23 protein-coding genes and 3 tRNA genes are annotated in these 18,660 nt (G+C 70.3%); 12 read left to right on the top strand and 14 right to left on the bottom strand.

The genetic code is table 11. The features are described 5' to 3' along the window. Window positions 1–11 precede the first annotated feature (11 nt). Window positions 12–443 carry a DUF3515 domain-containing protein gene (locus tag ACGFNP_RS41320; RefSeq protein WP_393328208.1) on the top strand — a complete coding sequence of 144 codons (432 nt, stop codon included), beginning with the start codon at window positions 12–14 and terminating at the stop codon, window positions 441–443. Here the strand turns inward: ACGFNP_RS41320 and ACGFNP_RS41315 are convergent. The 3 genes from ACGFNP_RS41315 to ACGFNP_RS41305 are packed head-to-tail and all read right to left on the bottom strand — an operon-like array spanning window position 426 to window position 3,304. After that, the gene (locus ACGFNP_RS41315; RefSeq protein WP_358323138.1) at window positions 426–1,520 is read right to left on the bottom strand and encodes a D-alanine--D-alanine ligase family protein; all 1,095 of its coding nucleotides are present in this window, start codon (window positions 1,518–1,520) and stop codon (window positions 426–428) included. The two genes, ACGFNP_RS41320 and ACGFNP_RS41315, sit on opposite strands and share 18 nt — an antisense overlap. A gap of 58 nt (window positions 1,521–1,578) precedes the next feature. Beyond that, on the bottom strand, window positions 1,579–2,589 hold the full coding sequence (locus tag ACGFNP_RS41310; protein WP_214636947.1) for an NAD(P)H-dependent glycerol-3-phosphate dehydrogenase: 1,011 nt from the start codon (window positions 2,587–2,589) through the stop codon (window positions 1,579–1,581). 4 nt (window positions 2,590–2,593) lie between these two features. Further along, window positions 2,594–3,304 carry a lysophospholipid acyltransferase family protein gene (locus ACGFNP_RS41305; protein WP_358323140.1) on the bottom strand — a complete coding sequence of 237 codons (711 nt, stop codon included), beginning with the start codon at window positions 3,302–3,304 and terminating at the stop codon, window positions 2,594–2,596. Window positions 3,305–3,378: 74 nt separating this feature from the next. Here ACGFNP_RS41305 and cofC point away from each other — a divergent pair, with 74 nt between their 5' ends. Together cofC and ACGFNP_RS41295 are read left to right on the top strand one after the other, a co-directional pair. Next, window positions 3,379–4,014 (top strand): 2-phospho-L-lactate guanylyltransferase, encoded by a 636-nt coding sequence (cofC, locus tag ACGFNP_RS41300; RefSeq protein ID WP_393328204.1) that lies wholly within the window; start codon window positions 3,379–3,381, stop codon window positions 4,012–4,014. A 41-nt stretch (window positions 4,015–4,055) separates the two neighbouring features. Continuing rightward, complete coding sequence (locus ACGFNP_RS41295; protein ID WP_358021370.1) at window positions 4,056–4,259, top strand: hypothetical protein; 204 nt, start codon at window positions 4,056–4,058, stop codon at window positions 4,257–4,259. 50 nt (window positions 4,260–4,309) lie between these two features. Here the strand turns inward: ACGFNP_RS41295 and ACGFNP_RS41290 are convergent, their stop codons facing one another. The 4 genes from ACGFNP_RS41290 to leuC all read right to left on the bottom strand — a co-directional run bounded on the left by ACGFNP_RS41290 (window position 4,310) and on the right by leuC (window position 6,914). Further along, window positions 4,310–4,609: an HU family DNA-binding protein gene (locus tag ACGFNP_RS41290; protein ID WP_214636943.1), complete on the bottom strand. Its 300-nt coding sequence runs from the start codon at window positions 4,607–4,609 to the stop codon at window positions 4,310–4,312. 98 nt (window positions 4,610–4,707) lie between these two features. Further along, the gene (locus ACGFNP_RS41285) at window positions 4,708–4,947 is read right to left on the bottom strand and encodes a hypothetical protein (RefSeq protein ID WP_214636942.1); all 240 of its coding nucleotides are present in this window, start codon (window positions 4,945–4,947) and stop codon (window positions 4,708–4,710) included. Beyond that, window positions 4,926–5,513 (bottom strand): 3-isopropylmalate dehydratase small subunit, encoded by a 588-nt coding sequence (gene leuD / locus ACGFNP_RS41280; protein WP_393328200.1) that lies wholly within the window; start codon window positions 5,511–5,513, stop codon window positions 4,926–4,928. Before leuD ends, ACGFNP_RS41285 begins: the two co-directional genes overlap by 22 nt. 12 nt (window positions 5,514–5,525) lie before the next feature. Further along, entirely contained in the window at window positions 5,526–6,914 is a 1,389-nt protein-coding gene (leuC, locus tag ACGFNP_RS41275; protein WP_393328197.1) for a 3-isopropylmalate dehydratase large subunit, read from the bottom strand. 60 nt (window positions 6,915–6,974) lie between these two features. On the opposite strand from leuC, the gene ACGFNP_RS41270 reads away from it, so the two are divergent. Together ACGFNP_RS41270 and ACGFNP_RS41265 are read left to right on the top strand one after the other, a co-directional pair. Next, on the top strand, window positions 6,975–7,691 hold the full coding sequence (locus ACGFNP_RS41270) for an IclR family transcriptional regulator (protein WP_214636939.1): 717 nt from the start codon (window positions 6,975–6,977) through the stop codon (window positions 7,689–7,691). 58 nt (window positions 7,692–7,749) lie between these two features. Continuing rightward, window positions 7,750–9,468: a hypothetical protein gene (locus ACGFNP_RS41265; RefSeq protein WP_393328194.1), complete on the top strand. Its 1,719-nt coding sequence runs from the start codon at window positions 7,750–7,752 to the stop codon at window positions 9,466–9,468. Window positions 9,469–9,585: 117 nt separating this feature from the next. On the opposite strand, the gene ACGFNP_RS41260 is transcribed toward ACGFNP_RS41265, so the two are convergent. From ACGFNP_RS41260 to ACGFNP_RS41245, 4 genes are all read right to left on the bottom strand, one after another. Beyond that, window positions 9,586–9,658, bottom strand: a tRNA-Glu gene (locus ACGFNP_RS41260). Between the two features lie 20 nt (window positions 9,659–9,678). Next, window positions 9,679–9,754: transfer RNA gene (locus tag ACGFNP_RS41255), tRNA-Glu, on the bottom strand. 80 nt (window positions 9,755–9,834) lie between these two features. After that, complete coding sequence (locus tag ACGFNP_RS41250; RefSeq protein ID WP_393328191.1) at window positions 9,835–10,413, bottom strand: hypothetical protein; 579 nt, start codon at window positions 10,411–10,413, stop codon at window positions 9,835–9,837. Window positions 10,414–10,453: 40 nt separating this feature from the next. Continuing rightward, window positions 10,454–10,525, bottom strand: a tRNA-Gln gene (locus tag ACGFNP_RS41245). Window positions 10,526–10,688: 163 nt separating this feature from the next. Between ACGFNP_RS41245 and ACGFNP_RS41240 the strand changes: the two genes are divergently transcribed. Continuing rightward, window positions 10,689–12,656, top strand: coding sequence for a M3 family metallopeptidase (locus ACGFNP_RS41240; protein WP_393328188.1), 1,968 nt, complete (start codon window positions 10,689–10,691; stop codon window positions 12,654–12,656). Between the two features lie 60 nt (window positions 12,657–12,716). Here the strand turns inward: ACGFNP_RS41240 and gltX are convergent, their stop codons facing one another. Together gltX and ACGFNP_RS41230 are read right to left on the bottom strand one after the other, a co-directional pair. After that, window positions 12,717–14,090, bottom strand: a complete 1,374-nt coding sequence (gene gltX / locus ACGFNP_RS41235; protein WP_358323153.1) for a glutamate--tRNA ligase — start codon at window positions 14,088–14,090, stop codon at window positions 12,717–12,719. Next, window positions 14,083–14,859: a fumarylacetoacetate hydrolase family protein gene (locus ACGFNP_RS41230; RefSeq protein ID WP_358323154.1), complete on the bottom strand. Its 777-nt coding sequence runs from the start codon at window positions 14,857–14,859 to the stop codon at window positions 14,083–14,085. Before ACGFNP_RS41230 ends, gltX begins: the two co-directional genes overlap by 8 nt. Before the next feature lie 198 nt (window positions 14,860–15,057). Between ACGFNP_RS41230 and ACGFNP_RS41225 the strand changes: the two genes are divergently transcribed. The 6 genes from ACGFNP_RS41225 to ACGFNP_RS41200 all read left to right on the top strand — a co-directional run bounded on the left by ACGFNP_RS41225 (window position 15,058) and on the right by ACGFNP_RS41200 (window position 17,989). Further along, complete coding sequence (locus ACGFNP_RS41225; protein WP_358323591.1) at window positions 15,058–15,516, top strand: Asp23/Gls24 family envelope stress response protein; 459 nt, start codon at window positions 15,058–15,060, stop codon at window positions 15,514–15,516. Between the two features lie 116 nt (window positions 15,517–15,632). Next, window positions 15,633–15,914: a hypothetical protein gene (locus ACGFNP_RS41220; RefSeq protein WP_358323156.1), complete on the top strand. Its 282-nt coding sequence runs from the start codon at window positions 15,633–15,635 to the stop codon at window positions 15,912–15,914. Next, window positions 15,911–16,099: a hypothetical protein gene (locus tag ACGFNP_RS41215; protein WP_358323158.1), complete on the top strand. Its 189-nt coding sequence runs from the start codon at window positions 15,911–15,913 to the stop codon at window positions 16,097–16,099. Before ACGFNP_RS41220 ends, ACGFNP_RS41215 begins: the two co-directional genes overlap by 4 nt. Beyond that, window positions 16,096–16,734, top strand: coding sequence for an Asp23/Gls24 family envelope stress response protein (locus ACGFNP_RS41210; RefSeq protein WP_393328184.1), 639 nt, complete (start codon window positions 16,096–16,098; stop codon window positions 16,732–16,734). Before ACGFNP_RS41215 ends, ACGFNP_RS41210 begins: the two co-directional genes overlap by 4 nt. Further along, window positions 16,731–17,411 carry a DUF6286 domain-containing protein gene (locus ACGFNP_RS41205; RefSeq protein WP_393328181.1) on the top strand — a complete coding sequence of 227 codons (681 nt, stop codon included), beginning with the start codon at window positions 16,731–16,733 and terminating at the stop codon, window positions 17,409–17,411. Before ACGFNP_RS41210 ends, ACGFNP_RS41205 begins: the two co-directional genes overlap by 4 nt. Continuing rightward, complete coding sequence (locus ACGFNP_RS41200) at window positions 17,408–17,989, top strand: alkaline shock response membrane anchor protein AmaP (protein WP_393328178.1); 582 nt, start codon at window positions 17,408–17,410, stop codon at window positions 17,987–17,989. The genes ACGFNP_RS41205 and ACGFNP_RS41200 overlap by 4 nt, the downstream gene beginning before the upstream one ends. 4 nt (window positions 17,990–17,993) lie before the next feature. Here ACGFNP_RS41200 and ACGFNP_RS41195 read toward each other — a convergent pair whose 3' ends face one another. After that, on the bottom strand, window positions 17,994–18,590 hold the full coding sequence (locus ACGFNP_RS41195; RefSeq protein ID WP_393328175.1) for an HD domain-containing protein: 597 nt from the start codon (window positions 18,588–18,590) through the stop codon (window positions 17,994–17,996). Window positions 18,591–18,660: the final 70 nt, after the last annotated feature.

Genomic DNA, 18,660 nt, shown 5'->3' with positions numbered 1-18,660 from the left:
AAATCTAGTTCATGCGCCGCACCACTGTCCTGCTCGCCCTGCTGGCCCTCGCCGGGTGCGGCGGTGCCGTGCGGGTGGAGCCGCCCAAGCCATCGGCCGAGGCGGCGGCGGCCTGCGTGAGCCTGGCCGGGCGGCTGCCCAAGACGCTCGACGGCGCCCCACGCGGTGAGTCCACGCCCGCGTCGCCGTACGTGGCGGTCTGGGGGGAGGCGGAGATCGCGCTCCGGTGCGGTGTGCCGCGCCCCGCGCGGATGGCGCCGACCGACACACTGCAGGAGATCGACGGCGTGGGCTGGTTCGCCGACCCCGACCGGCCGACCCTGTACACCGCGATCGCGGACCCCGCCTATGTCGAGGTCACGATCGCGGGCACACACGTGGCCCCCTCGGTCCTCGCGGACCTGTCGGGGCCGATCGGCAAGGTGTCAGCGCAGTCCGGGTGACCGGTTCAGCGCGAGCTGGATGAGCCGGTCGACCAGCGCCGGGTAGGACAGCCCCGAAGCGGCCCACAGCTGCGGCGCCACCGACAACGAGGTGAACCCGGGCATGGTGTTGATCTCGTTGAAGACCAGCTCCCCCTCGGGCGTGTAGAAGAAGTCGACCCGCGACAGCCCCTCGCAGTCGAGCGCCTCGAACGCGCGCACGGCCATCGCCCGCAGCTCCTCGGCCACCGCCTCCGGCAGGTCGGCGGGCACGGTGAGCGACATCTGGTCGGGGTAGTACTTGGCCTCGAAGTCGAAGAACTCCTGGCCGCCCTGGACCCTGACCTCGCCGGGCGTCGACGCGATCGCGGGCTCGTCGCCGAGCGATTCGAGCACCGCGCACTCGATCTCGCGCCCTTCGATGGCGGCCTCGATGAGCACCTTGGGATCGTGCTCGCGGGCGAACTCGACCGCCCGCTCCAGCGAGGCCCGGTCGTGCGCCTTGGAGATGCCCTGTGACGACCCGGCCCTGGCCGGCTTGACGAACACCGGCCAGCCGAGCCCCTCGGCCTCCTTCAGCACCCGGTCACGGTCCAGCCGCCAGTCACGCTCGCGTACCACCACGTAACGCCCGATCGGCAGCCCGGCGGCGGCCATGACCGTCTTCATGTGGGCCTTGTCCATGCCCACCGCGCTGGCCAGCACGCCGGAGCCGACGTAGCGCACCCCGGCCATCTCCAGCAGGCCCTGGATCGTGCCGTCCTCGGCGAACGGGCCGTGCATGACGGGGAAGACCACGTCGACGTCGCCCAGCTCGACGGGGATGCTGCCCGGGTCGTAGGCCACCAGCGAGTTGCCGCCTGACGGCAGCGCCAGGGCCGCGCCGGTGGTGTCGACGGCGGGCAGCTCGCCGGCCTCGATGGCGAACCGCTGGTCTGCCGCGGCCAGCACCCACCTGCCGTCCTGGGCGATCCCGATGGGGATCACCTCGTACTTGCTCCTGTCGATCGCCTCCAGCACGCTGCCGGCTCCCATGAGGGATACGGCATGCTCGGAATTGCGACCTCCGAAAACGACGGCGACGCGTGGCTTGCTCATGACGTCCGAATCTACCGGCGCGTACCCAGGACAGCGAGTCAAGCGCGCGGTCACGTACTCAAACGCCGTAACGCTCGGGCTTGGGCGAGCGGGACATGAGCAGCATCCCGGCCTCGCTCGGCGACATACCGTCATGCACCACGCCCACGACGACCTCGGTGATCGGCATCTCCACGTCGTGCTTCCTGGCCAGTTCGAGCACGGACTCGCAGGACTTGACGCCCTCGGCGGTCTGCTTGGTGGCGGCGATGACCTCGGCGAGCGTCATGCCGCGGCCGAGGTTCTCGCCGAACGTGCGGTTGCGCGACAGCGGCGAGGTGCAGGTGGCCACCAGGTCGCCCATCCCGGCCAGTCCGGCGAAGGTGTGCGGGTCGGCCCCGAGCGCCGCGCCCAGCCGGGAGATCTCGGCCAGTCCCCTGGTCATCAGCATGGCGCCGACGTTGTCGCCCATCCCCATGCCCGCGGCCACGCCGACGGCCAGCGCGATCACGTTCTTGACCGCGCCGCCCAGCTCGACGCCGACCACGTCGGTGTTGGTGTAGGGGCGGAACCACGGCGGCAGGTGGCAGACGTCCTGCAGCCGCGCGGCGACGCCCTCGTCCGCACTGGCCACGACCGTGGCGGCGGGCTGGCGCTGGGCGATCTCCTTGGCCAGGTTGGGGCCCGAGACGACGGCGACCCGGTCCTCGGGCACCCCCGCCACCTCGCGGATGACCTCGCTCATCCGCTTGGTCGTGCCGAGCTCGATGCCCTTCATCAGGCTGACCAGGACCGCGTCGCGCGGGATGTGCTCGCGCCAGGCGGCCAGGTTGGGCCGCAGCGACTGGGACGGCACGGCGAGCACCACGAAGTCGGCGCCGTCGAGCGCCTCGGCCGGGTCGGTCGTCGCGCGCAGCGAGGTGGGCAGCGCCACACCGGGCAGGTAGTCGAGGTTGGTGTGGCTGCGCTCGATCCCCGCGACCAGCTCCGGCCGGCGGCCCCACAGCACGGTCCGGTTGCCGGCCTCGGCCAGGATCATCGCGAACGTGGTGCCCCACGAACCGGTGCCGAACACGGCCACCTTCGTCATGCCGTCACCGCCCGGCTGGGTCGTAGGGAGCCTCAGGGGCCTTCTGCCCGCGCAGCTCGGCGAGCTGCGCGGTGATCGCCATCATGATGTCGTGGGTGGCCGCGCGCAACACCTCGGCCTCCGGCGGCTTGCCGGTGTACGCCGACAGGTCGACCGGCGGCCCCACCATCACGCGGAACGTCTTGCGCGGGAACAGCCTGAGCCGTTTGTCCCCATAAGGCAGCAGCTCTTGCGCGCCCCAGTGGGCCACCGGGATCACCGGCGCGCCACTCGCCAGGGCCAGCCGCGCCGCGCCCGTCTTGCCGACCATGGGCCACAGGTCGGGATCCCTGGTGCAGGTGCCCTCGGGGTAGAAGAAGATCGCGGCGCCGTCCTTCAGCCGCGCCGACGACTCGTTCAGCGACTTGGCCGCATCGTTGCTGCCCCGCTCGACCGGGATGGCCCGCAGCGAGCGGACGGCGTGGCCGAGGAGTGGCACCTTGAACAGCACGGACTTGGCCAGGATGACCGGCCAGCGCCCGTTGTTGTAGAGGAAGTGCGACAGCAGGACGGGGTCGGTCCAGGAGAGGTGGTTCGCCGCGATGATCACGCCGCCGGTGCGGGGGATGCGCTCGCCCCTGCGCCAGTCCTTCTTGATCAGGAGCCATGACAGTGGTTTCACGATCACTACGGCCAGGGTCTCCCAGAAACGCGATGGGCGCGTGGGGCGGCTCATGATCTCCTCCTACGGTCTGCGCCCCAAGTCTCCCGGTTGGCCGCATGGGATGTCGAGGCGCGATGCTTAACCCTATGAGCATCCGCTGGTCACTGGTCATTCCGGTGAAGACGCTGGTCGCGGCCAAGACGCGGCTGGCGGCCGCCACGGGCCCCCACCGCACCCGGCTGGCCGTCGCCGTCGCCTGCGACACCGTCGCGGCGGCGCTCTCCTGCCCGCTGGTGGCCCGGGTAATCGTGGTGACCGCCGACCCTGCCGCCGCCGGGCCGCTGACCGCGCTGGGCGCCGAGGTGGTGCACGACCCCGACCGCGGCCTCAACACCGCCCTGCGCACGGGCGCGGCGCACGCCGTGCGGCTCGCGCCCGGCGACGCGGCCGGCGCCCTGCAGGCCGACCTGCCCGCGCTGCGCCCGGCGGAGCTGACCACCGCGCTGGCCTGCGCCGCGGAGTTCGACCAGTCCTTCGTGCCCGACGCGCTCGATGTCGGCACCACCTTCTACGGGGTACGGCCGGGCCGCCCGTTCACGCCGCGCTTCGGCGGGGAGTCACGGGCCAAGCACCTGGCGGGCGGCGCCAAGGAGCTGTGCCCGGAGGGCATCGACTCGGTCAGGCGCGACGTGGACACCCCCGACGACCTGCGTGCCGCCATCGCCCTGGGGCTGGGGCGGCACACCGCCGCGGTGGTCGCCGACTTGTGGCCGCCTTCGTGACGCCCTCGCCGCGCCGGCCCGCACCGTTTACGCTGGTCCGCATGCAGGCGACGGTACGCAGTTTCGATCCGGTGACGCGTTCCGGCTCGGTCTTCCTCGATGACGGGACCGTGCTGGAGTTCGGTACGCCCGCCTTCGACGCGGGGCCGCTGCGGCTGCTGCGCTCTGGGCAGCGGGTCCGCCTCGCGATGACGGATGACGAGATCACCTACATAACGCTGTCGACCTTTCCGCTGCCCGCATAAGGAAACGCCCGGCCCCACGAAGGGGACCGGGCGCCCGGCTGCCTCTTTGCCTACTTCTTCTTCGCGAGCTTCTTGCCGCCGACGTTCACCAGTTCCTTGAAGTCCGAGCCCGGACGGAACTTGGGTCCCCAGCTCTCCGCGACCCGGATTTCGGCACCCGTTGACGGATTGCGAGCGCTCCTGGCCGGCTTGTGGACCATCTCGAAAGCGCCGAAGCCGGTGATCGAGACCTTGTCCCCGCTGGCGACCGCCTTCTGGACGGCGTCGATGATCGCGTTCACGGCCTCCGTGGCCGTTTTCCTGTCGCCCACCCGATCTGCGATGGCATCGACGAGTTCTCGCTTGTTCATAAAGTTCTGCTCCCCCAGTTACGGCTCGGGGTTCCAGCTCATGAATCTTACGTAGAAACCCCTTACGCGCTCGAAAGTAGGCGGGATCGCGAGGGAACTCAATCACCGAGCGTGTTTTCGGGTGCGCGTGGCGTGTCGAAATCGCTGTCGAGCGCGGCGAGAAACGCCTCGAGGCGGGCGGCGGCCCTTTCCGGATCCCGCTTGGCCAGATCGCAGATCGCGACGTAACGGCGGGCCAGCCGTTCCTTTTCGGCGGCGGGCAGCATGCGGACGCGGCGGTGCGCTTCGCGCAGCCGCCGCGCCAGTGCGTCGTCTTCTAGACGGTCGTCGGCAGCCATGGCTGCCGACCATTCTCGTACGCCGCCACATCCTCGGCATGACGCAGGGTCAGCCCGATGTCGTCGAGGCCCTCCATGAGGCGCCAGCGGGTGTAGTCGTCGATCTCGAAACCGACGACCTCATCGGCCCAGCGGACCTGGCGATCGGCGAGGTCGACGGTCACCCGCAGCCCCGGCTCGGCCTCGATGGCCGCCTGCAGGGCCTCGACCTTCTCGCCCGGCAGGATGACGGGGAGCAGGCCCATCTTGGTGGAGTTGTTGCGGAAGATGTCGCCGAACCTGGCGGCGATCACGACGCGGAAGCCGTACTGCTGCAAGGCCCACACGGCGTGCTCACGCGAGGAGCCGGTGCCGAAGTCGGGACCCGAGACGAGGATCGAGGCGCCGTCGTAGGACGGGTCGTTGAGCACGAACGTCGGGTCCTCGCGCCAGGCGGCGAACAGGCCCTTCTCGAACCCGGTCCGGCTGACCTGCTTGAGCCAGACGGCCGGGATGATCTGGTCGGTGTCGACATTGCTGCGGCGCAGCGGCACCGCCGTACCGGTGTGGGTGGTGAAGGCGTCCATCGGAAGGCTCTCCTAAACGAGGTCGGCGGGGGCGGTCAGATGGCCGGTGACGGCGGTCGCGGCGGCGACCTGCGGCGACACCAGGTGGGTGCGGCCACCCTTGCCCTGACGGCCCTCGAAGTTGCGGTTGGAGGTGGAGGCGCTGCGCTCGCCCGGCTGGAGCGTGTCGGGGTTCATGCCGAGGCACATCGAGCAGCCCGCCTCGCGCCACTCGGCGCCGGCGGCCCTGAACACCTCGTGCAGGCCCTCCTGCTCGGCCTGGGCCTTGACCATCATCGAGCCCGGCACGATCAGCGTGCGGGTGGTGACCTGGCGGCCGCGCAGGATCTCGGCGGCGGCGCGCAGGTCCTCGATGCGGCCGTTGGTGCACGAGCCGACGAAGACCGTGTCGACCTGGATCTCGCGCAGCGGCGTGCCCGCCGTGAGACCCATGTACGCCAGCGCCCGCTCGGCCGCCGACCGCGCGGTCGGGTCGGCGAAGTCATCGGGGCTGGGCACGGACGCGTCCAGCGGCAGGCCCTGGCCCGGGTTGGTGCCCCAGGTGACGTACGGCGTGAGCGTGGTGGCGTCGATCTCGACCACCTGGTCGAACACGGCGTCGTCGTCGGTGCGCAGCGACTTCCAGTATTCGACGGCCTGGTCCCACGCCTCGCCGGTCGGCGCGTGCCGGCGGCCCTTGAGGTAGGCGAACGTGGTCTCGTCGGGCGCGATCAGGCCCGCGCGGGCGCCGGCCTCGATCGACATGTTGCAGACCGTCATCCGGCCCTCCATGGAGAGCTTGCGGATGGCCTCGCCGCGGTATTCGACGATGTAACCCTGGCCGCCGCCAGTGCCGATCTTGGCGATGATGGCCAGGATCAGGTCCTTGGCCGTGACGCCGACGGGCAGCTCGCCCGAGACCTCGATGGCCATCGTCTTCGGCCGGTAGGCCGGCAGCGTCTGGGTGGCCAGCACGTGCTCGACCTCGGAGGTGCCGATGCCGAACGCGATGCCGCCGAACGCGCCGTGCGTGGAGGTGTGGGAGTCACCGCACACGATCGTCATGCCCGGCTGGGTCAGGCCGAACTGCGGGCCGATGATGTGGACCACGCCCTGGCCCGCGTCACCCATAGGGTAGAGCCGGATCCCGAACTCGGCGGCGTTCTTGCGCAGCGTCTCGACCTGGGTCTTGGACACCGGGTCGGTGATCGGGCCGAGCACGGTCGGCACGTTGTGGTCTTCGGTGGCGATGGTGAGATCAGGCCTGCGCACGGGCCGGCCGGCGAGACGGAGACCGTCGAACGCCTGCGGGCTGGTCACCTCGTGAATGAGGTGCAGGTCGATGTAGAGGAGGTCGGGTTCGCCGTCGGCGCGGCGCACGACATGCTGCTCCCAGACCTTCTCCGCCAATGTGCGGGCCATGATCTCCTCCTGGTTGATTCCGACTTGCCTTCTCATATGTCGAGACGGCAGTATCGGTGTATGGACAACTCTAGCGGAGTCGGCGTACTGGACAAGGCCGTTCTGGTACTCAATGCCCTCGAAGCGGGTCCCGCTTCGCTGGCTCAGCTCGTCCAGGCCACCGGCCTGGCCAGACCTACGGCCCACCGGCTCGCCGTCGCACTCGAGCATCACCGCATCGTGACTCGTGACACACAGGGCAGGTTCGTGCTCGGCCCGCGGCTTTCCGAGTTGTCCACGGCGGCGGGCGAGGACCGGCTGCTCGCGGTGGCCGCGCCCGTGTTGATGCAACTGCGCGACCTGACCGGCGAGAGCGCGCAGCTCTACCGGCGCCAGGGCGACGAGCGGGTCTGCGTCGCCGCGGCCGAACGGGCCAGCGGGTTGCGCGACACCGTGCCCGTGGGCTCGGCGTTGCCGATGACGGCGGGTTCCGCCGCCCAGATCCTGCTGGCGTGGGAGGAGCCCGACCGCCTGCACCGGGGACTGCGCGGCGCCAAGTTCACCGCGGCCACGCTGGCGTCGGTGCGGCGCAGGGGCTGGGCGCACAGCGTCGGCGAGCGCGAGCAAGGAGTGGCCAGCGTTTCCGCGCCGATAAGGGGCAGCGGCGGCAAGGTCATCGCGGCGGTCTCGGTTTCGGGACCCATCGAACGACTGACGCGAGCCCCTGGCCGACTGCACGCCGTGCCCGTGATGGCAGCGGCTGAGCGCATCACCGAGGCCATGCGTCGCACGTCATGATCAGCAAAAGCGCTTATTTGGGGAGCCGAGTGCCTCGCGGGCGCACTAGCCTGAGTGCGTGACAGATCGCATCGAGGTAGCCGCCACTGAGCTGCGACCCCTGCTCGAAGAGTTCATCATCTGGGCGCGTGCCAACGCGCCCGAGAGCGACCCCGAGCTCGTGGGACCAGCGGCGCTGTGGCACCGCCTCGCCTTCTCCCAGGATCTCGGCACGTGGAAGCGTGCCGACCTGCGCAACCTGCTGCTCGACCGCATGCCCAAGGTCGTGGAGGACCCCGACGCCGCCGCCGACGGAATGCTCCCCGCCGTCGACGCGTACCTGACGTTCCTCTCCCAGACCGGACGGCTCACCGAGGGTTCGGACTCCCTCTCCGACCTGCAGGCCGAGCTCGACGACGTCGAGGACGACTTCGTCGAGCTGATGGAGGACCTCCTGGACGACGACGCCGAAGGTGACGACGACGAGGAGGAGGAGATCGGCGACCTGGGCGACTTCGAGCCGTTCGCCGACGCGCTGGCCGACCTCGACACGATCAGGCTGCGCCCCGACTCCGAGCTGGCCGCGGCCGCCCGCGCCGTGCCGCTGATCGCCCAGGCCCGCGACCTGGCTCTGTGGGTGGGTTCGGGACGCCGGGTGGGGGAAGACACCCTGCTCTCCGACGACGAGGTGGCCGAGGCGCTGGCCGCCGTCGGGCTGCCCAGGCCGGAGACCGACGGCTCGCTCGCCGAGGCCGTCCCACAGCTGTGGAACGTCTGGAACCTCGCCGTCGACCTGGAGTTCCTGGAGCCGGGTGACGCCAACACCGTGGGCGTCCAGGACGACACGTCCGAGTGGCCGTTCGACGACGACGAGGACGTGCTCGACGCCTGGATGCTCGGCCTGCACTCGGTCGACTACGGCGACCCCGAACTGCCCGACGAGGACCTCACCATGGCCCTGGCGGGCCTCACGCGGGGCGTGCTGGTCCGGCTGCTCCTCGGGGGCGGCTCCCGCGACCTCGACGAGCTCGGCCAGGAGCTGTCCGAGGCCGCCGCCGAGCTCGACGAGCTGGGCGCCGACGCCTGGGAGGCGGCGGGCGACCCGCTCGCCGGGGCGATCGCCTGGCTGACCGGCTACGGCATGGTGGAGGTCGGCGGCCGGACGGTCAGCCTCACGCCGCTCGGCACCGAGGGCGTCGTCCACCTGGTCGACGACTCCGACATCGAGGTCGACGCGCGCCCGGCCATCGATTCGATGAGCGCCCACGAGCTGCTCGCGCTCAGCGCCGAGCTGCCGGAGGAGGAGGCCGACGCCGAGTTCGCCGACTGGATGCGGCTGCGCGAGCCGGGCAAGGCGGCCGAGGAGCTGCTGGAGGCCGCCGCCCAGGACGAGTCCGACGCGCTCATCCGGGTGCAGGCGGCCAGCGTGGTCGGCACGCTCGGCGAGGCGGCCATCCCCGCCTGGCAGGAAGCCCTGAAGCAGTCGTCGCTGCGCCCGTACGCGGCCACGCACCTGAGCCAGCTTGAGGTGCCGGACGCGCCGGAGCCGACGCAGGACGACACCCACTGGCTGATCCTCGACATGTGGACGATCTCGGCCGGGCTCGGCAGGTCGGAGTTCGTCGGCAGCCTGCGGGACATCGGGCCCGAGCTGCTCAACAACCTGCTCGAGGTGATCTGGAAGATCCCGCACGCGCACGTCGAGGAGCTGCTCGACCTGATCTCGCAGGTCCACCCCGACAAGCAGGTCGCCAAGGCGGCGCGGCGGGCGCTGTTCAAGGCCCGCTCCAACTCCTAGGCAGTCGTACGAATGGCGCCGCTCCAGCAGCTGGAGCGGCGCCATTCGCGTGCTTCCCGGTGGGGCCAATAAAAAAAGCCCTCGGCGCTATGCGCGACCGAGAGCGGTGAACAAATGTAGTCCCGACCGGATTCGAACCGGCGCTACCGCCTTGAGAGGGCGGCGTCCTGGGCCACTAGACGACGGGACCTTCGTGAGCTTGTGTGACAGTGGTAGTCCCGACCGGATTCGAACCGGCGCTACCGCCTTGAGAGGGCGGCGTCCTGGGCCACTAGACGACGGGACCCTGTCCACAAGCGATCGTGCCGGGTTCCCCCGGCAACGCAGGTAACTCTACCGCACCCTAGGAGCACCTCCAAACCACTATCAGGCCAGCAGATCGGGCCTATGGCGGCGCACCCAGTCGCCCATCGGGCCGCGTTCCCAGAGCGGGTCGATGGCGCCGAGCGGGATGCCGAGCCGCTGGAGGCCGGTCCGCGGATCGACGGGCACCCCGGCGAGCTGCGCCCGCATCCAGCGGGGCACGCGCGGCGGCACCTCTCGGGTGCCCCAGCCGATCAGCCCGGCGGACCGCAGAGCGCCGGCACGCACCCGGACGCCGCCGAGGCGCCCGATCGTACGGGGACTGGCCATCCGGCTCTCCACGACGTCAATCCGCTCCATCCGGGCCCACTCCAGCCGGAGGCGGAAGCCGTAGGCGTCCGCCAGCTCCACGCCCTGCGGGGAGAAACGTACGACGGTGCCCGCCACCATCCGGCGGTGCTTGACCGCCAGCACGCCGACGAGCGCGCCGACGCCGAGGAGGCCGATCAGCACTCCGGCGATCGAACTGCCCGTCAGGATGGCGCCGAGCAGCAGGCACACCGGGAAGAAGAGCACGAGGGGCATCAGGAGCGGGGCCACGAAGGCGGGGAACGATCCCCGCCGGATCCGGAACTCATCCATAAGCAAAAAACGGATGTCTCTGCGAGACATCCGTTGAACGCTGGGGTACCAGGACTCGAACCTAGACTAACTGAACCAGAATCAGTCGTGCTGCCAATTACACCATACCCCACCGGCCCGAACCCCGTGGGGCGCGTTAAGGCGACGTCCGAAAGAATAGCCCAGTTGGGGTGCAAGACCAAAACGATTGCCGAACCGTCTTCCTCCGGGGGGCGGGAGGGGTCCGATCGTGCCAAGCTGAGGGGGACAAAGCACCACGTGGAGGAGCCCAAGCGTTGCCAGAGAACCCCTTCTTCGCCCCCAGCAACCTGCCGTACCAACTGCCGCCTTTCGAGGAGATCCGCGAGGAGCACTACCTCCCGGCGTTCGAGCGCGGGATGGCGGAGGGGCTGGCCGAGGTGGAAGCGATCGCGGACAGCACCGAGTCGCCCACCTTCGACAACACGATCGCCGCGCTGGAGCGTTCCGGACGCGTCCTGGAGCGCGTGTCCACGGCCTTCTTCAGCATCGTGTCCTCCAACTCCACCGACGGCGTCCTGGAGCTGGAGAAGCAGATCTCGCCCGCGCTGGCCAAGCACAGTGACGCCATCCGGCTCAACCGCGCGCTCTGGGCCCGCATCAAGCAGGTGGCCACCGACGACCCCGAGGAGTCGTGGCTGCTGGAGAAATACCGCGAGGACTTCGTCAGGGCCGGCGCCGACCTGTCGGAGGCCGAGCAGGGCGAGCTCAGGCGGCTCAACGAGGAGCTGTCCCGGCTGTCCACCGAGTTCGCCCAGAACCTGCTGAAGGCGCTGAGCGAGTCCGCGCTGGTCGTCGACGACGCCAAGGACCTCGACGGCTTCGACGAGGCCACGATCCAGTCGCTGGAGAAGGACGGGCGCTACGTCCTGCCGCTGCTCAACTACACCAACCAGCCGGGGCTGGCCCAGCTCACCGACCGTGACGTGCGCCGCAGGCTCTACACGCTGAGCGTGGAGCGGGCGCCGCGCAACTTCGAGCTGGCGATCAGGATGGCGACGCTGCGGGCCGAGCGGGCCGCGCTGCTGGGCTTCCCCAGCCACGCCGCCTACACGGTCGCCGACCAGACGGCCAAGACCGTGGAGGCGGTCGAGGCCATGCTGGGGCAGCTCGTCGGGCCGGCCGTACGCAACGCCAAGAAGGAGGCGGAGGCGCTCGCCGAGCAGGCCGGGTTCGCGATCGAGCCGTGGGACTGGTCCTACTACTCGGAGAAGGTGCGCCAGGCCCGCTACGACTTCGACGCCGCGGCGATGCGGCCCTACTTCGAGCTGTGGCGCGTCTTCCGGGACGGCGTGTTCCACGCGGCGACCCGGCTCTACGGCGTCACGTTCACCGAGCGGCCCGATCTGAAGGGCTACCACGAGGACGTACGCGTCTACGAGGTGTTCAACGAGGACGGCGGCGCGCTCGGCCTGTTCCTGCTCGACCCGTACGCCCGGCCCAACAAGCGCGGCGGCGCCTGGATGAACAACCTGGTCGACCAGTCGGGCCTGTTCGGTGAGCAGCCGGTGGTGATGAACAACCTCAACATCACCAAACCGGCCTCCGGGCCGACGCTGCTGACGTACGACGAGGTCAACACGGCCTTCCACGAGTTCGGGCACGCGCTGCACGGATTGTTCTCCGAGGTGCGCTTCCCCCGCGTGTCGGGCACCAGCGTGCCGCGTGACTTCGTCGAGTATCCGTCCCAGGTCAACGAGATGTGGGCGACCTGGCCGGAGATCCTGGCCAACTACGCCAAGCACCACGAGACGGGCGAGCCGATGCCCGCCGAGCTGGTGGAGAAGATGAAGGCCGCGGAGAAGTTCAACCAGGGCTTCATGACGGTCGAATACCTGGCCGCCACGCTCCTCGACTGGGCCTGGCACAAGCTGGCCGCGGGCGAGGCGGTGGCCGACGCCGAGGCGTTCGAGTCCGCGGCCCTGGAGACGGCCGGGATCGCCCTCCCGACGGTCCGGCCGCGCTACCGGACCAACTACTTCGCGCACATCTTCGCGGGGGGCTACAGCGCCGGCTACTACTCCTACATCTGGAGCGAGGTGCTCGACGCCGAGAGCGTCGAGTGGTTCAAGGAGAACGGCGGGCTGGAGCGGGCGAACGGCGACCACTTCCGCCGCGAGCTGCTGTCCAAGGGCGGGAGCCTCGACTCGCTGACCGCCTTCCGCAACTTCCGCGGTCGCGAGCCGAGCATCCAACCGCTCCTGGAGCGCCGCGGCCTGCTCTGACGCTCGCACGACGGCTCAGGGGTGCGACGGACGCCGTCGTACCCCTGAGCGCGGCGGCGGTCAGCCCTGGAGCCGGGTCAGTGCGGCGCGGATCCGCTCCTCGGTCCGCTCGCGGCCCAGCACCTCGATCGACTCGAACAGCGGCAGACCCACCGTCCGGCCCGTAATAGCAACGCGCACGGGCGCCTGGGCCTTGCCGAGCTTGAGGCCGTGGGCGGCGCCGACCTGCTCCAGCGCCTCCTTGAGGGACTCCGGGTCCCAGCTGACGCTCGCCAGCCGCTCCAGGTAGCCGCTGAGGATCTCCACCGGGGAGTTCTTCATCGCCTTGTCCCAGGAAGCCGCGTCGAACACGGGCTCGTCCAGGAAGAGGAAGTCGACGTTCTGCCTGATCTCGGCCAGCACGGCGATGCGGGTCTGCGCGAGCGCCGCGACCTTGCTGAACATCTCCCGGTCCCAGTCGTCCTCGAGGTAGGGAGAGCAGCGCTCCTCGAAGGTCTCGACGGGCAGGGCGCGGATGTACTCGCCGTTGAAGGCCCGCAGCTTCTTCTCGTCGAAGAAGGCGCTGGCGGAGTTGACATCCGCCAGCTTGAACAGCGGCACCATCTCCGCCCACGGCATGATCTCGCGGTCGTCGCCGGGCCCCCAGCCGAGCAGCATGAGGTAGTTGACCATGGCCTCGGCCAGGTAGCCGTCGGCGCGGTAGTCCTCCAGCGCCACCTTGTCGCGGCGCTTGGACAGCTTCTTGCGCTGCTCGTTGACGATCACCGGCAGGTGCGCCCAGACCGGCGGGTTGGCGCCGAGCGCGGGCCACAGGAGCTGCTGCTTGGCCGCGTTGCCCAGGTGCTCCTCACCGCGGACCACGTGGGTGATGCCCTGGGTGATGTCGTCGACCGCGTTGGCCAGCACGTAGAGCGGCGAGCCGTCGGTGCGGGCGATGACGAAGTCCTCCTGGGCGTCGTTGGGGAACTCCACCCGGCCCCTGATGACGTCCTCGACGACGGTGACACCCTCGTCGGAGGTACGGAAACGGACGGCGCCCTCGGTCAGACCCCGGTCACGGCAGAAACCGTCATAGCCCTTGTGCTCGGAGCCGGTGCGGGCGACGAGCGCCTCGCGGGTGCAGTCGCAGAAGTAGGCCTTGCCGTCGGCGAGCAGCTTGGCCACGGCCTCGCGGTGCTGCGGCTCGTAGGCCGACTGGAAGTAGGGGCCCTCGAACACCGGGTTGGTGCCGTTGATGCCGATCCAGTCGAGCGCCGAGATGATGCCCTCGGTCCACTCGGGGCGGTTGCGCGTCGCGTCGGTGTCCTCGACGCGGAGCACGAAGCGGCCGCCGGACTGCTCGGCCAGCGCCCAGTTGAACAGCGCCGTGCGGGCGCCGCCGACGTGGAACATACCGGTAGGCGACGGGGCGAAACGCACCCGTAGATCAGTCACGGGAGACCACCTTGTTCGTCAGAGTGCCGATGCCTTCGATGCCGACGCTGACCTCGTCACCGACCTCGACCGGGCCGACGCCCGCCGGGGTGCCGGTGAGGATCACGTCGCCGGGGATCAGCGTCATGACCGCGCTGACGTAGGCGACCAGCGCGGGGATGTCGTGGATGAGCTGGTTGGTGCGGCCGCTCTGCCGCACCTCTCCGTTGACCGTCGTCGTGAGCGCCAGGTCGGAGGGGTCGAGGTCGGTCTGGATCCACGGCCCGAGCGGGCAGAAGGTGTCGAAGCCCTTGGCCCTGGTGAACTGGACGTCCTTCTTCTGCAGGTCGCGGGCGGTGACGTCGTTGGCGCAGGTGTAGCCGAAGATGACGTCCTTGGCCCGCTCGACCGGCACCTCGCGGCAGAGCCTGCCGATCACCACGGCCAGCTCGCCTTCGTAGTCGACGCGGTGGGACAGCGTCGTCGGGTAGGCGATCGGCTCGCCGTGGCCGATCACAGAGGTGGACGGCTTGATGAAGATGAGCGGCTCGTCGGGGACCTCGTTGCCCAGCTCGCGGGCGTGCTCGGCGTAGTTTCTGCCGATGGCCACCACTTTGCTGGGCAGCATCGGGGCCAGCAGCCGGACTTGGGACAGCGGGAAGCGCTCGCCGGTGAACTGAACGTCCCCGAACGGGTGGCCGGAGATCGCGGACACGAACTCCTCACCTGGCCCACCCTCGACCACGCCGAACGACACGCCTTCGCCTGTGGAGAACCTCGCTATACGCACCTGACAAGGCTATCGCCGCCGTCCCGCGCTCTGCCCGCCTAATAAATCGGTCACAAACGTACCTAAAGTCCGTTTTGCCACGCATCGTCAGTCGGCTGGAGGTTACGGGGGCCTTAAGAGCACATCGAGTGCGGGAGGTGACGGACCGTGGCTGACACGGTAGTCAATCAGCAGGGCACCGTACCGCGGGCCAGGACGATGGAGGACAGCCCGGCCGGCTCGCTGGTGACCGACAAGGGCACCACCACCATCGACGACGCGGTCGTAGCGAAGATCGCCGGACTCGCGGCACGCGAGGTGCCGGGCGTCTACGACATGGGAGCCGGAGCCGCGAGAGCGTTCAGCACCATGCGCGGCATGGTCGGCGCCGACAAGAGCTTCGCCCAGGGCGTCTCGGTAGAGGTGGGCGAACGGCAGGCCGCCGCGGACCTCGACCTGGTCGCCGAGTACGGCATCGCGATCCCCGAACTGGCCGCGGCCGTGCGCAGGAACGTCATCAACGCGATCGAGCGCATGTGCGGGCTCGAGGTCACCGAGGTGAACATCAGGGTCGACGACGTCCACCTCCCCATGCGGGACACACCCGCCAAGGAGATCGGCGGTACGAGCGGCACGGGCGACACGGGTGGCACGGAGCGGGAGCCCAGAGTCCGATGACCGGTGCCCGGGCGAGCGGCGCTCCGCCGACCGGCCCTCAGGTGTCCGCTGCTCGGACAGCGGGCCCTCAGGCGACTGGCGCCCAACCGCCTGAAGCCCAGGCGGATGACGCCCAGGTGACCGAGGTCCGGCTGATCGGCGAGCGGGTCGTCGCCTGTGCGGGAGTGGCCGGGCTGTCGGGTGGTCTCATCGAGACGGTGGCGACCTATCTGCCCGGCGAGCGCCTCACGGGCGTGTCCGCGGACGACCGCGAGGTGAACATCGCCATCGTGGCGCGCCTCGGCCGCCCCCTCCCCGAAACGGCCGAAGAGGTACGGCGGGCGGTGGCCGACCTGGCCGGCGACCGACTGGTGAACATCCGGATCGACGACGTGGTGCCCGAAGAGGAGGCCTCATGAACAACATCTCGTGGCTGCCCGTGATCGGCATGTCGGTAGGCATGGTGCTGGGCATAGTCGGAGCATTCGGCGGGCTCGGCGCCTTCCTGCTCGTGGTCGTACTGGGCGCGGTCGGTCTCCTGGTGGGCCGCATCATGGAGGGCGGCGAGGTGAACCTGTCGAACCTCACCGTGAGGCGCAGATGACCACCGATCTGCCCGCGTCCGAGACGGCGGTCGTGGCGGTACCGGAGCAGCGCCCCGCTCCGGTACCGCCCGAGCGGCGTGGCCGTACCGAGGTCGCGGACCGCGTGGCGGGCAAGATCGCCGGCCATGCCGCGCGTGAAGTTGCCGGGGTACGCGAGGTGAGCGAGCGCGGCGGGCTGCGCAGGACGCGCCCGGCGAGCGCCGCGGTGCGCGGCGGCGACGTCGAGATCGGGCTGACCGTGTCCGTGGCCTACCCGGTGCCGCTGCGCGCGGTGGCCGGCCAGATCAGGAACCACGTGGCGGCCAGGGTCGCCGCGCTGACGGGCCTGCGGGTGTCCCGCGTGGACGTCACGATGACCGAGTTCACGATGACCGACTTCACGTCCCCGCAAACGGCCACGTGGGAGGAACCGCGCGAAACAGCGGGGCAAGCCCCGCAAGGCTCCTCGTGGGAGGCGACACGCGAGGTTTCGCGAGCGGCGCAGCAGGAGGGACCGCGCGAAACGCCGGGACAAGCGCCGCGAGAGTCCTCACCGGAGGCGACACGCGAGGTTTCGCGAGAGACATCCCAGGACGCACCGCGAGAGACCTCGCGAGAGGCACCGCAGGAGGGCACGCGGGGGGTTTCGTCATGAGTACCGGTGCCGACCGAGCGGGCAAGCCGGTGACGAGCCTTGCCGACGAGGCGACAGACGCCCCGCTGGCCGGGGAAGGCGGCTGGATGACAGACGGCCGCACAGTGACCGGCGCCTCCGGCCGGGCGGCTGATCGTGCGGCGGTGCGGGCGTTCCGGCCGCGGCGGACCGTGCCCGCCGTCGTGGTGGCCGCGCTGCTCACCGTGCTGGGCGCGGTGGTCGCCGCCGAGACGGTCTCGGCGCTGGCCGGACGACCGCTGCGGTGGGTGGCCATAGATCGGCTGCTGATCTGGGCGGCGACGACTCCGTGGAACGACCCGCTGTTCCTGCTCGGCACCGCGCTGGTCACGCTGATCGGGCTGGCGCTGGTGGCGACCGCGCTGGTGCCCGGAAGACCAAGATTTGTCCCGGTACATACCGGAGACGCGGACCTGATCATCGGCATGCGGCGCAAGAGCTTCGCCAGGGCACTGGCGCACGCCGCCGAAGGGGTTCCGGGCGTGCACTCGGCCCGCGCCTCGGTCCACGGCCACACCGCCTCCGTCACCGCGACCACCTCCGGGTGGGATCGGGAGCGGTTCGGTGAGGCCGTACGGGCGATGGTGCTGTCGAGGCTCGCGGCGCTGAACCCCGTCGAGCCCTACCAGGTGAAGGTCAACGTGAGGGAGCGCAAGTGAACCGCAGAACCAGCCGCGGCAACCGGTGGGGCCTGGCCCTGACCGGCATCGTGCTCGCGGTACTCGGCGGCTGCGCGCTGGCGCGTGGCCTGGGGGCGTTCGGGCGATACGCTGCGGGAACGGCGATCGCGGACGCTCCCGTGCGATTTTTCCTCGTGGCCTGGAGCCCGTGGATCTGGTGGGCCGTCGCGCTGGTGGCCGTGATCGTGGCGCTGCTCGGCCTGCGCTGGCTGTTCGTTCAGGGGCGCCGGGACAGCCGCGACTCGCTGCGGATGGAGACCGGTCCCGGGGGCGTCACCGACGTCACCGCGAAGGGCATGGCCGCCGCGGTCGCGGCGGACGTCGCGACCAGCCCGGCCGTGCTGAACGCCGGGGCCGACCTGGGGGGTTCCGGCAACCGGCTGATGGTACGGCTGCGCGTGGTGGCCGACGAGCAGGCGTCGATGAGCGAGCTCAGGGACCACCTGGCGGGCGTGGCGATCCCGCACATGCGCAGCGCGCTGGAGGCGGAACGCGTGCCGGCGGTGGCCCGCGTGACCCTGGAACCCGCCCCGGCCTCGCACCGCGTCGTCCATTGAGGCGCTAGGCGTCCAGCGGGTTGCGCGCGATGCGGTCCGTGATGCCCGCCCGGACGAACTGGCCCGCGAGGCTGGACGGCTTGCGCGTGCCCTGGTCCGTCACGCAGGCCGCGAACTCCTTGGCGATCTCCAGCCGAGGGTGGCGGGCGAGCACCTCCTGCCGCAGTTCCGGGGGGATCTCCTCGGTACGGCGGCCCGAGATGTCCATGCCGGTCGAGAGCTCCAGCAGGTGCCCCTCGGGGTCCTCCGCCAGCGGCACCTCGTCCCACATGTGGCGGATGATCACCTCGGCGGCCCGTACCCTGCGCTCGACCGGCCACCCGGCTCCGGCGGCGAACGCCCAGGCCACGTGCCCGCCCGCCTCCTCGAACGGCACCGTGTGGCTGTCGAACTCCGCGGTCAGCCCGATGTCGTGCAGCATCGACGACACGTAGAGAAGTTCGGCGTCGAACGCGATCTCGTGCAGCCCCGCGTAGGCCGCCGCCCACAGGTAGGCACGGACGGAGTGGTTGAGCAGCGAGGGCGAGTGGTACCTGGTCGCCACCTCAAGGGCACCCCGGCAGACGGCGCTGTCCGGGATCACGATGTCGTCGAGTCTCATGCGTCCAGGATGTCGTGAATTGACCGGTCCGGAAACCGAGCCGCATCGAGCGGCTAACGATACGGCACCC

Origin of the sequence: Nonomuraea sp. NPDC049269 (genome assembly GCF_043197155.1) — a bacterium.
Lineage (GTDB): Bacteria > Actinomycetota > Actinomycetes > Streptosporangiales > Streptosporangiaceae > Nonomuraea.
The sequence above is the reverse complement of the archived record's forward strand: the minus strand, read 5'-3'. Positions and strand labels throughout refer to the sequence as shown.

Bases quoted from the DNA above. Each gene is read 5' to 3' on its own strand.
- ACGFNP_RS41320 (WP_393328208.1), top strand. From the start codon at position 12: ATGCGCCGCACCACTGTCCTGCTCGCCCTGCTGGCCCTCGCCGGGTGC.
- ACGFNP_RS41250 (WP_393328191.1), bottom strand. From the start codon at position 10,413: ATGGATGAGTTCCGGATCCGGCGGGGATCGTTCCCCGCCTTCGTGGCC.
- ACGFNP_RS41225 (WP_358323591.1), top strand. From the start codon at position 15,058: ATGGAGGACAGCCCGGCCGGCTCGCTGGTGACCGACAAGGGCACCACC.
- cofC (WP_393328204.1), top strand. From the start codon at position 3,379: ATGAGCATCCGCTGGTCACTGGTCATTCCGGTGAAGACGCTGGTCGCG.
- ACGFNP_RS41210 (WP_393328184.1), top strand. From the start codon at position 16,096: ATGACCACCGATCTGCCCGCGTCCGAGACGGCGGTCGTGGCGGTACCG.
- ACGFNP_RS41270 (WP_214636939.1), top strand. From the start codon at position 6,975: ATGGACAACTCTAGCGGAGTCGGCGTACTGGACAAGGCCGTTCTGGTA.
- ACGFNP_RS41205 (WP_393328181.1), top strand. From the start codon at position 16,731: ATGAGTACCGGTGCCGACCGAGCGGGCAAGCCGGTGACGAGCCTTGCC.
- ACGFNP_RS41285 (WP_214636942.1), bottom strand. From the start codon at position 4,947: ATGGCTGCCGACGACCGTCTAGAAGACGACGCACTGGCGCGGCGGCTG.
- ACGFNP_RS41315 (WP_358323138.1), bottom strand. From the start codon at position 1,520: ATGAGCAAGCCACGCGTCGCCGTCGTTTTCGGAGGTCGCAATTCCGAG.
- ACGFNP_RS41215 (WP_358323158.1), top strand. From the start codon at position 15,911: ATGAACAACATCTCGTGGCTGCCCGTGATCGGCATGTCGGTAGGCATG.
- leuC (WP_393328197.1), bottom strand. From the start codon at position 6,914: ATGGCCCGCACATTGGCGGAGAAGGTCTGGGAGCAGCATGTCGTGCGC.
- ACGFNP_RS41295 (WP_358021370.1), top strand. From the start codon at position 4,056: ATGCAGGCGACGGTACGCAGTTTCGATCCGGTGACGCGTTCCGGCTCG.
- ACGFNP_RS41310 (WP_214636947.1), bottom strand. From the start codon at position 2,589: ATGACGAAGGTGGCCGTGTTCGGCACCGGTTCGTGGGGCACCACGTTC.
- ACGFNP_RS41305 (WP_358323140.1), bottom strand. From the start codon at position 3,304: ATGAGCCGCCCCACGCGCCCATCGCGTTTCTGGGAGACCCTGGCCGTA.
- ACGFNP_RS41195 (WP_393328175.1), bottom strand. From the start codon at position 18,590: ATGAGACTCGACGACATCGTGATCCCGGACAGCGCCGTCTGCCGGGGT.
- leuD (WP_393328200.1), bottom strand. From the start codon at position 5,513: ATGGACGCCTTCACCACCCACACCGGTACGGCGGTGCCGCTGCGCCGC.
- ACGFNP_RS41290 (WP_214636943.1), bottom strand. From the start codon at position 4,609: ATGAACAAGCGAGAACTCGTCGATGCCATCGCAGATCGGGTGGGCGAC.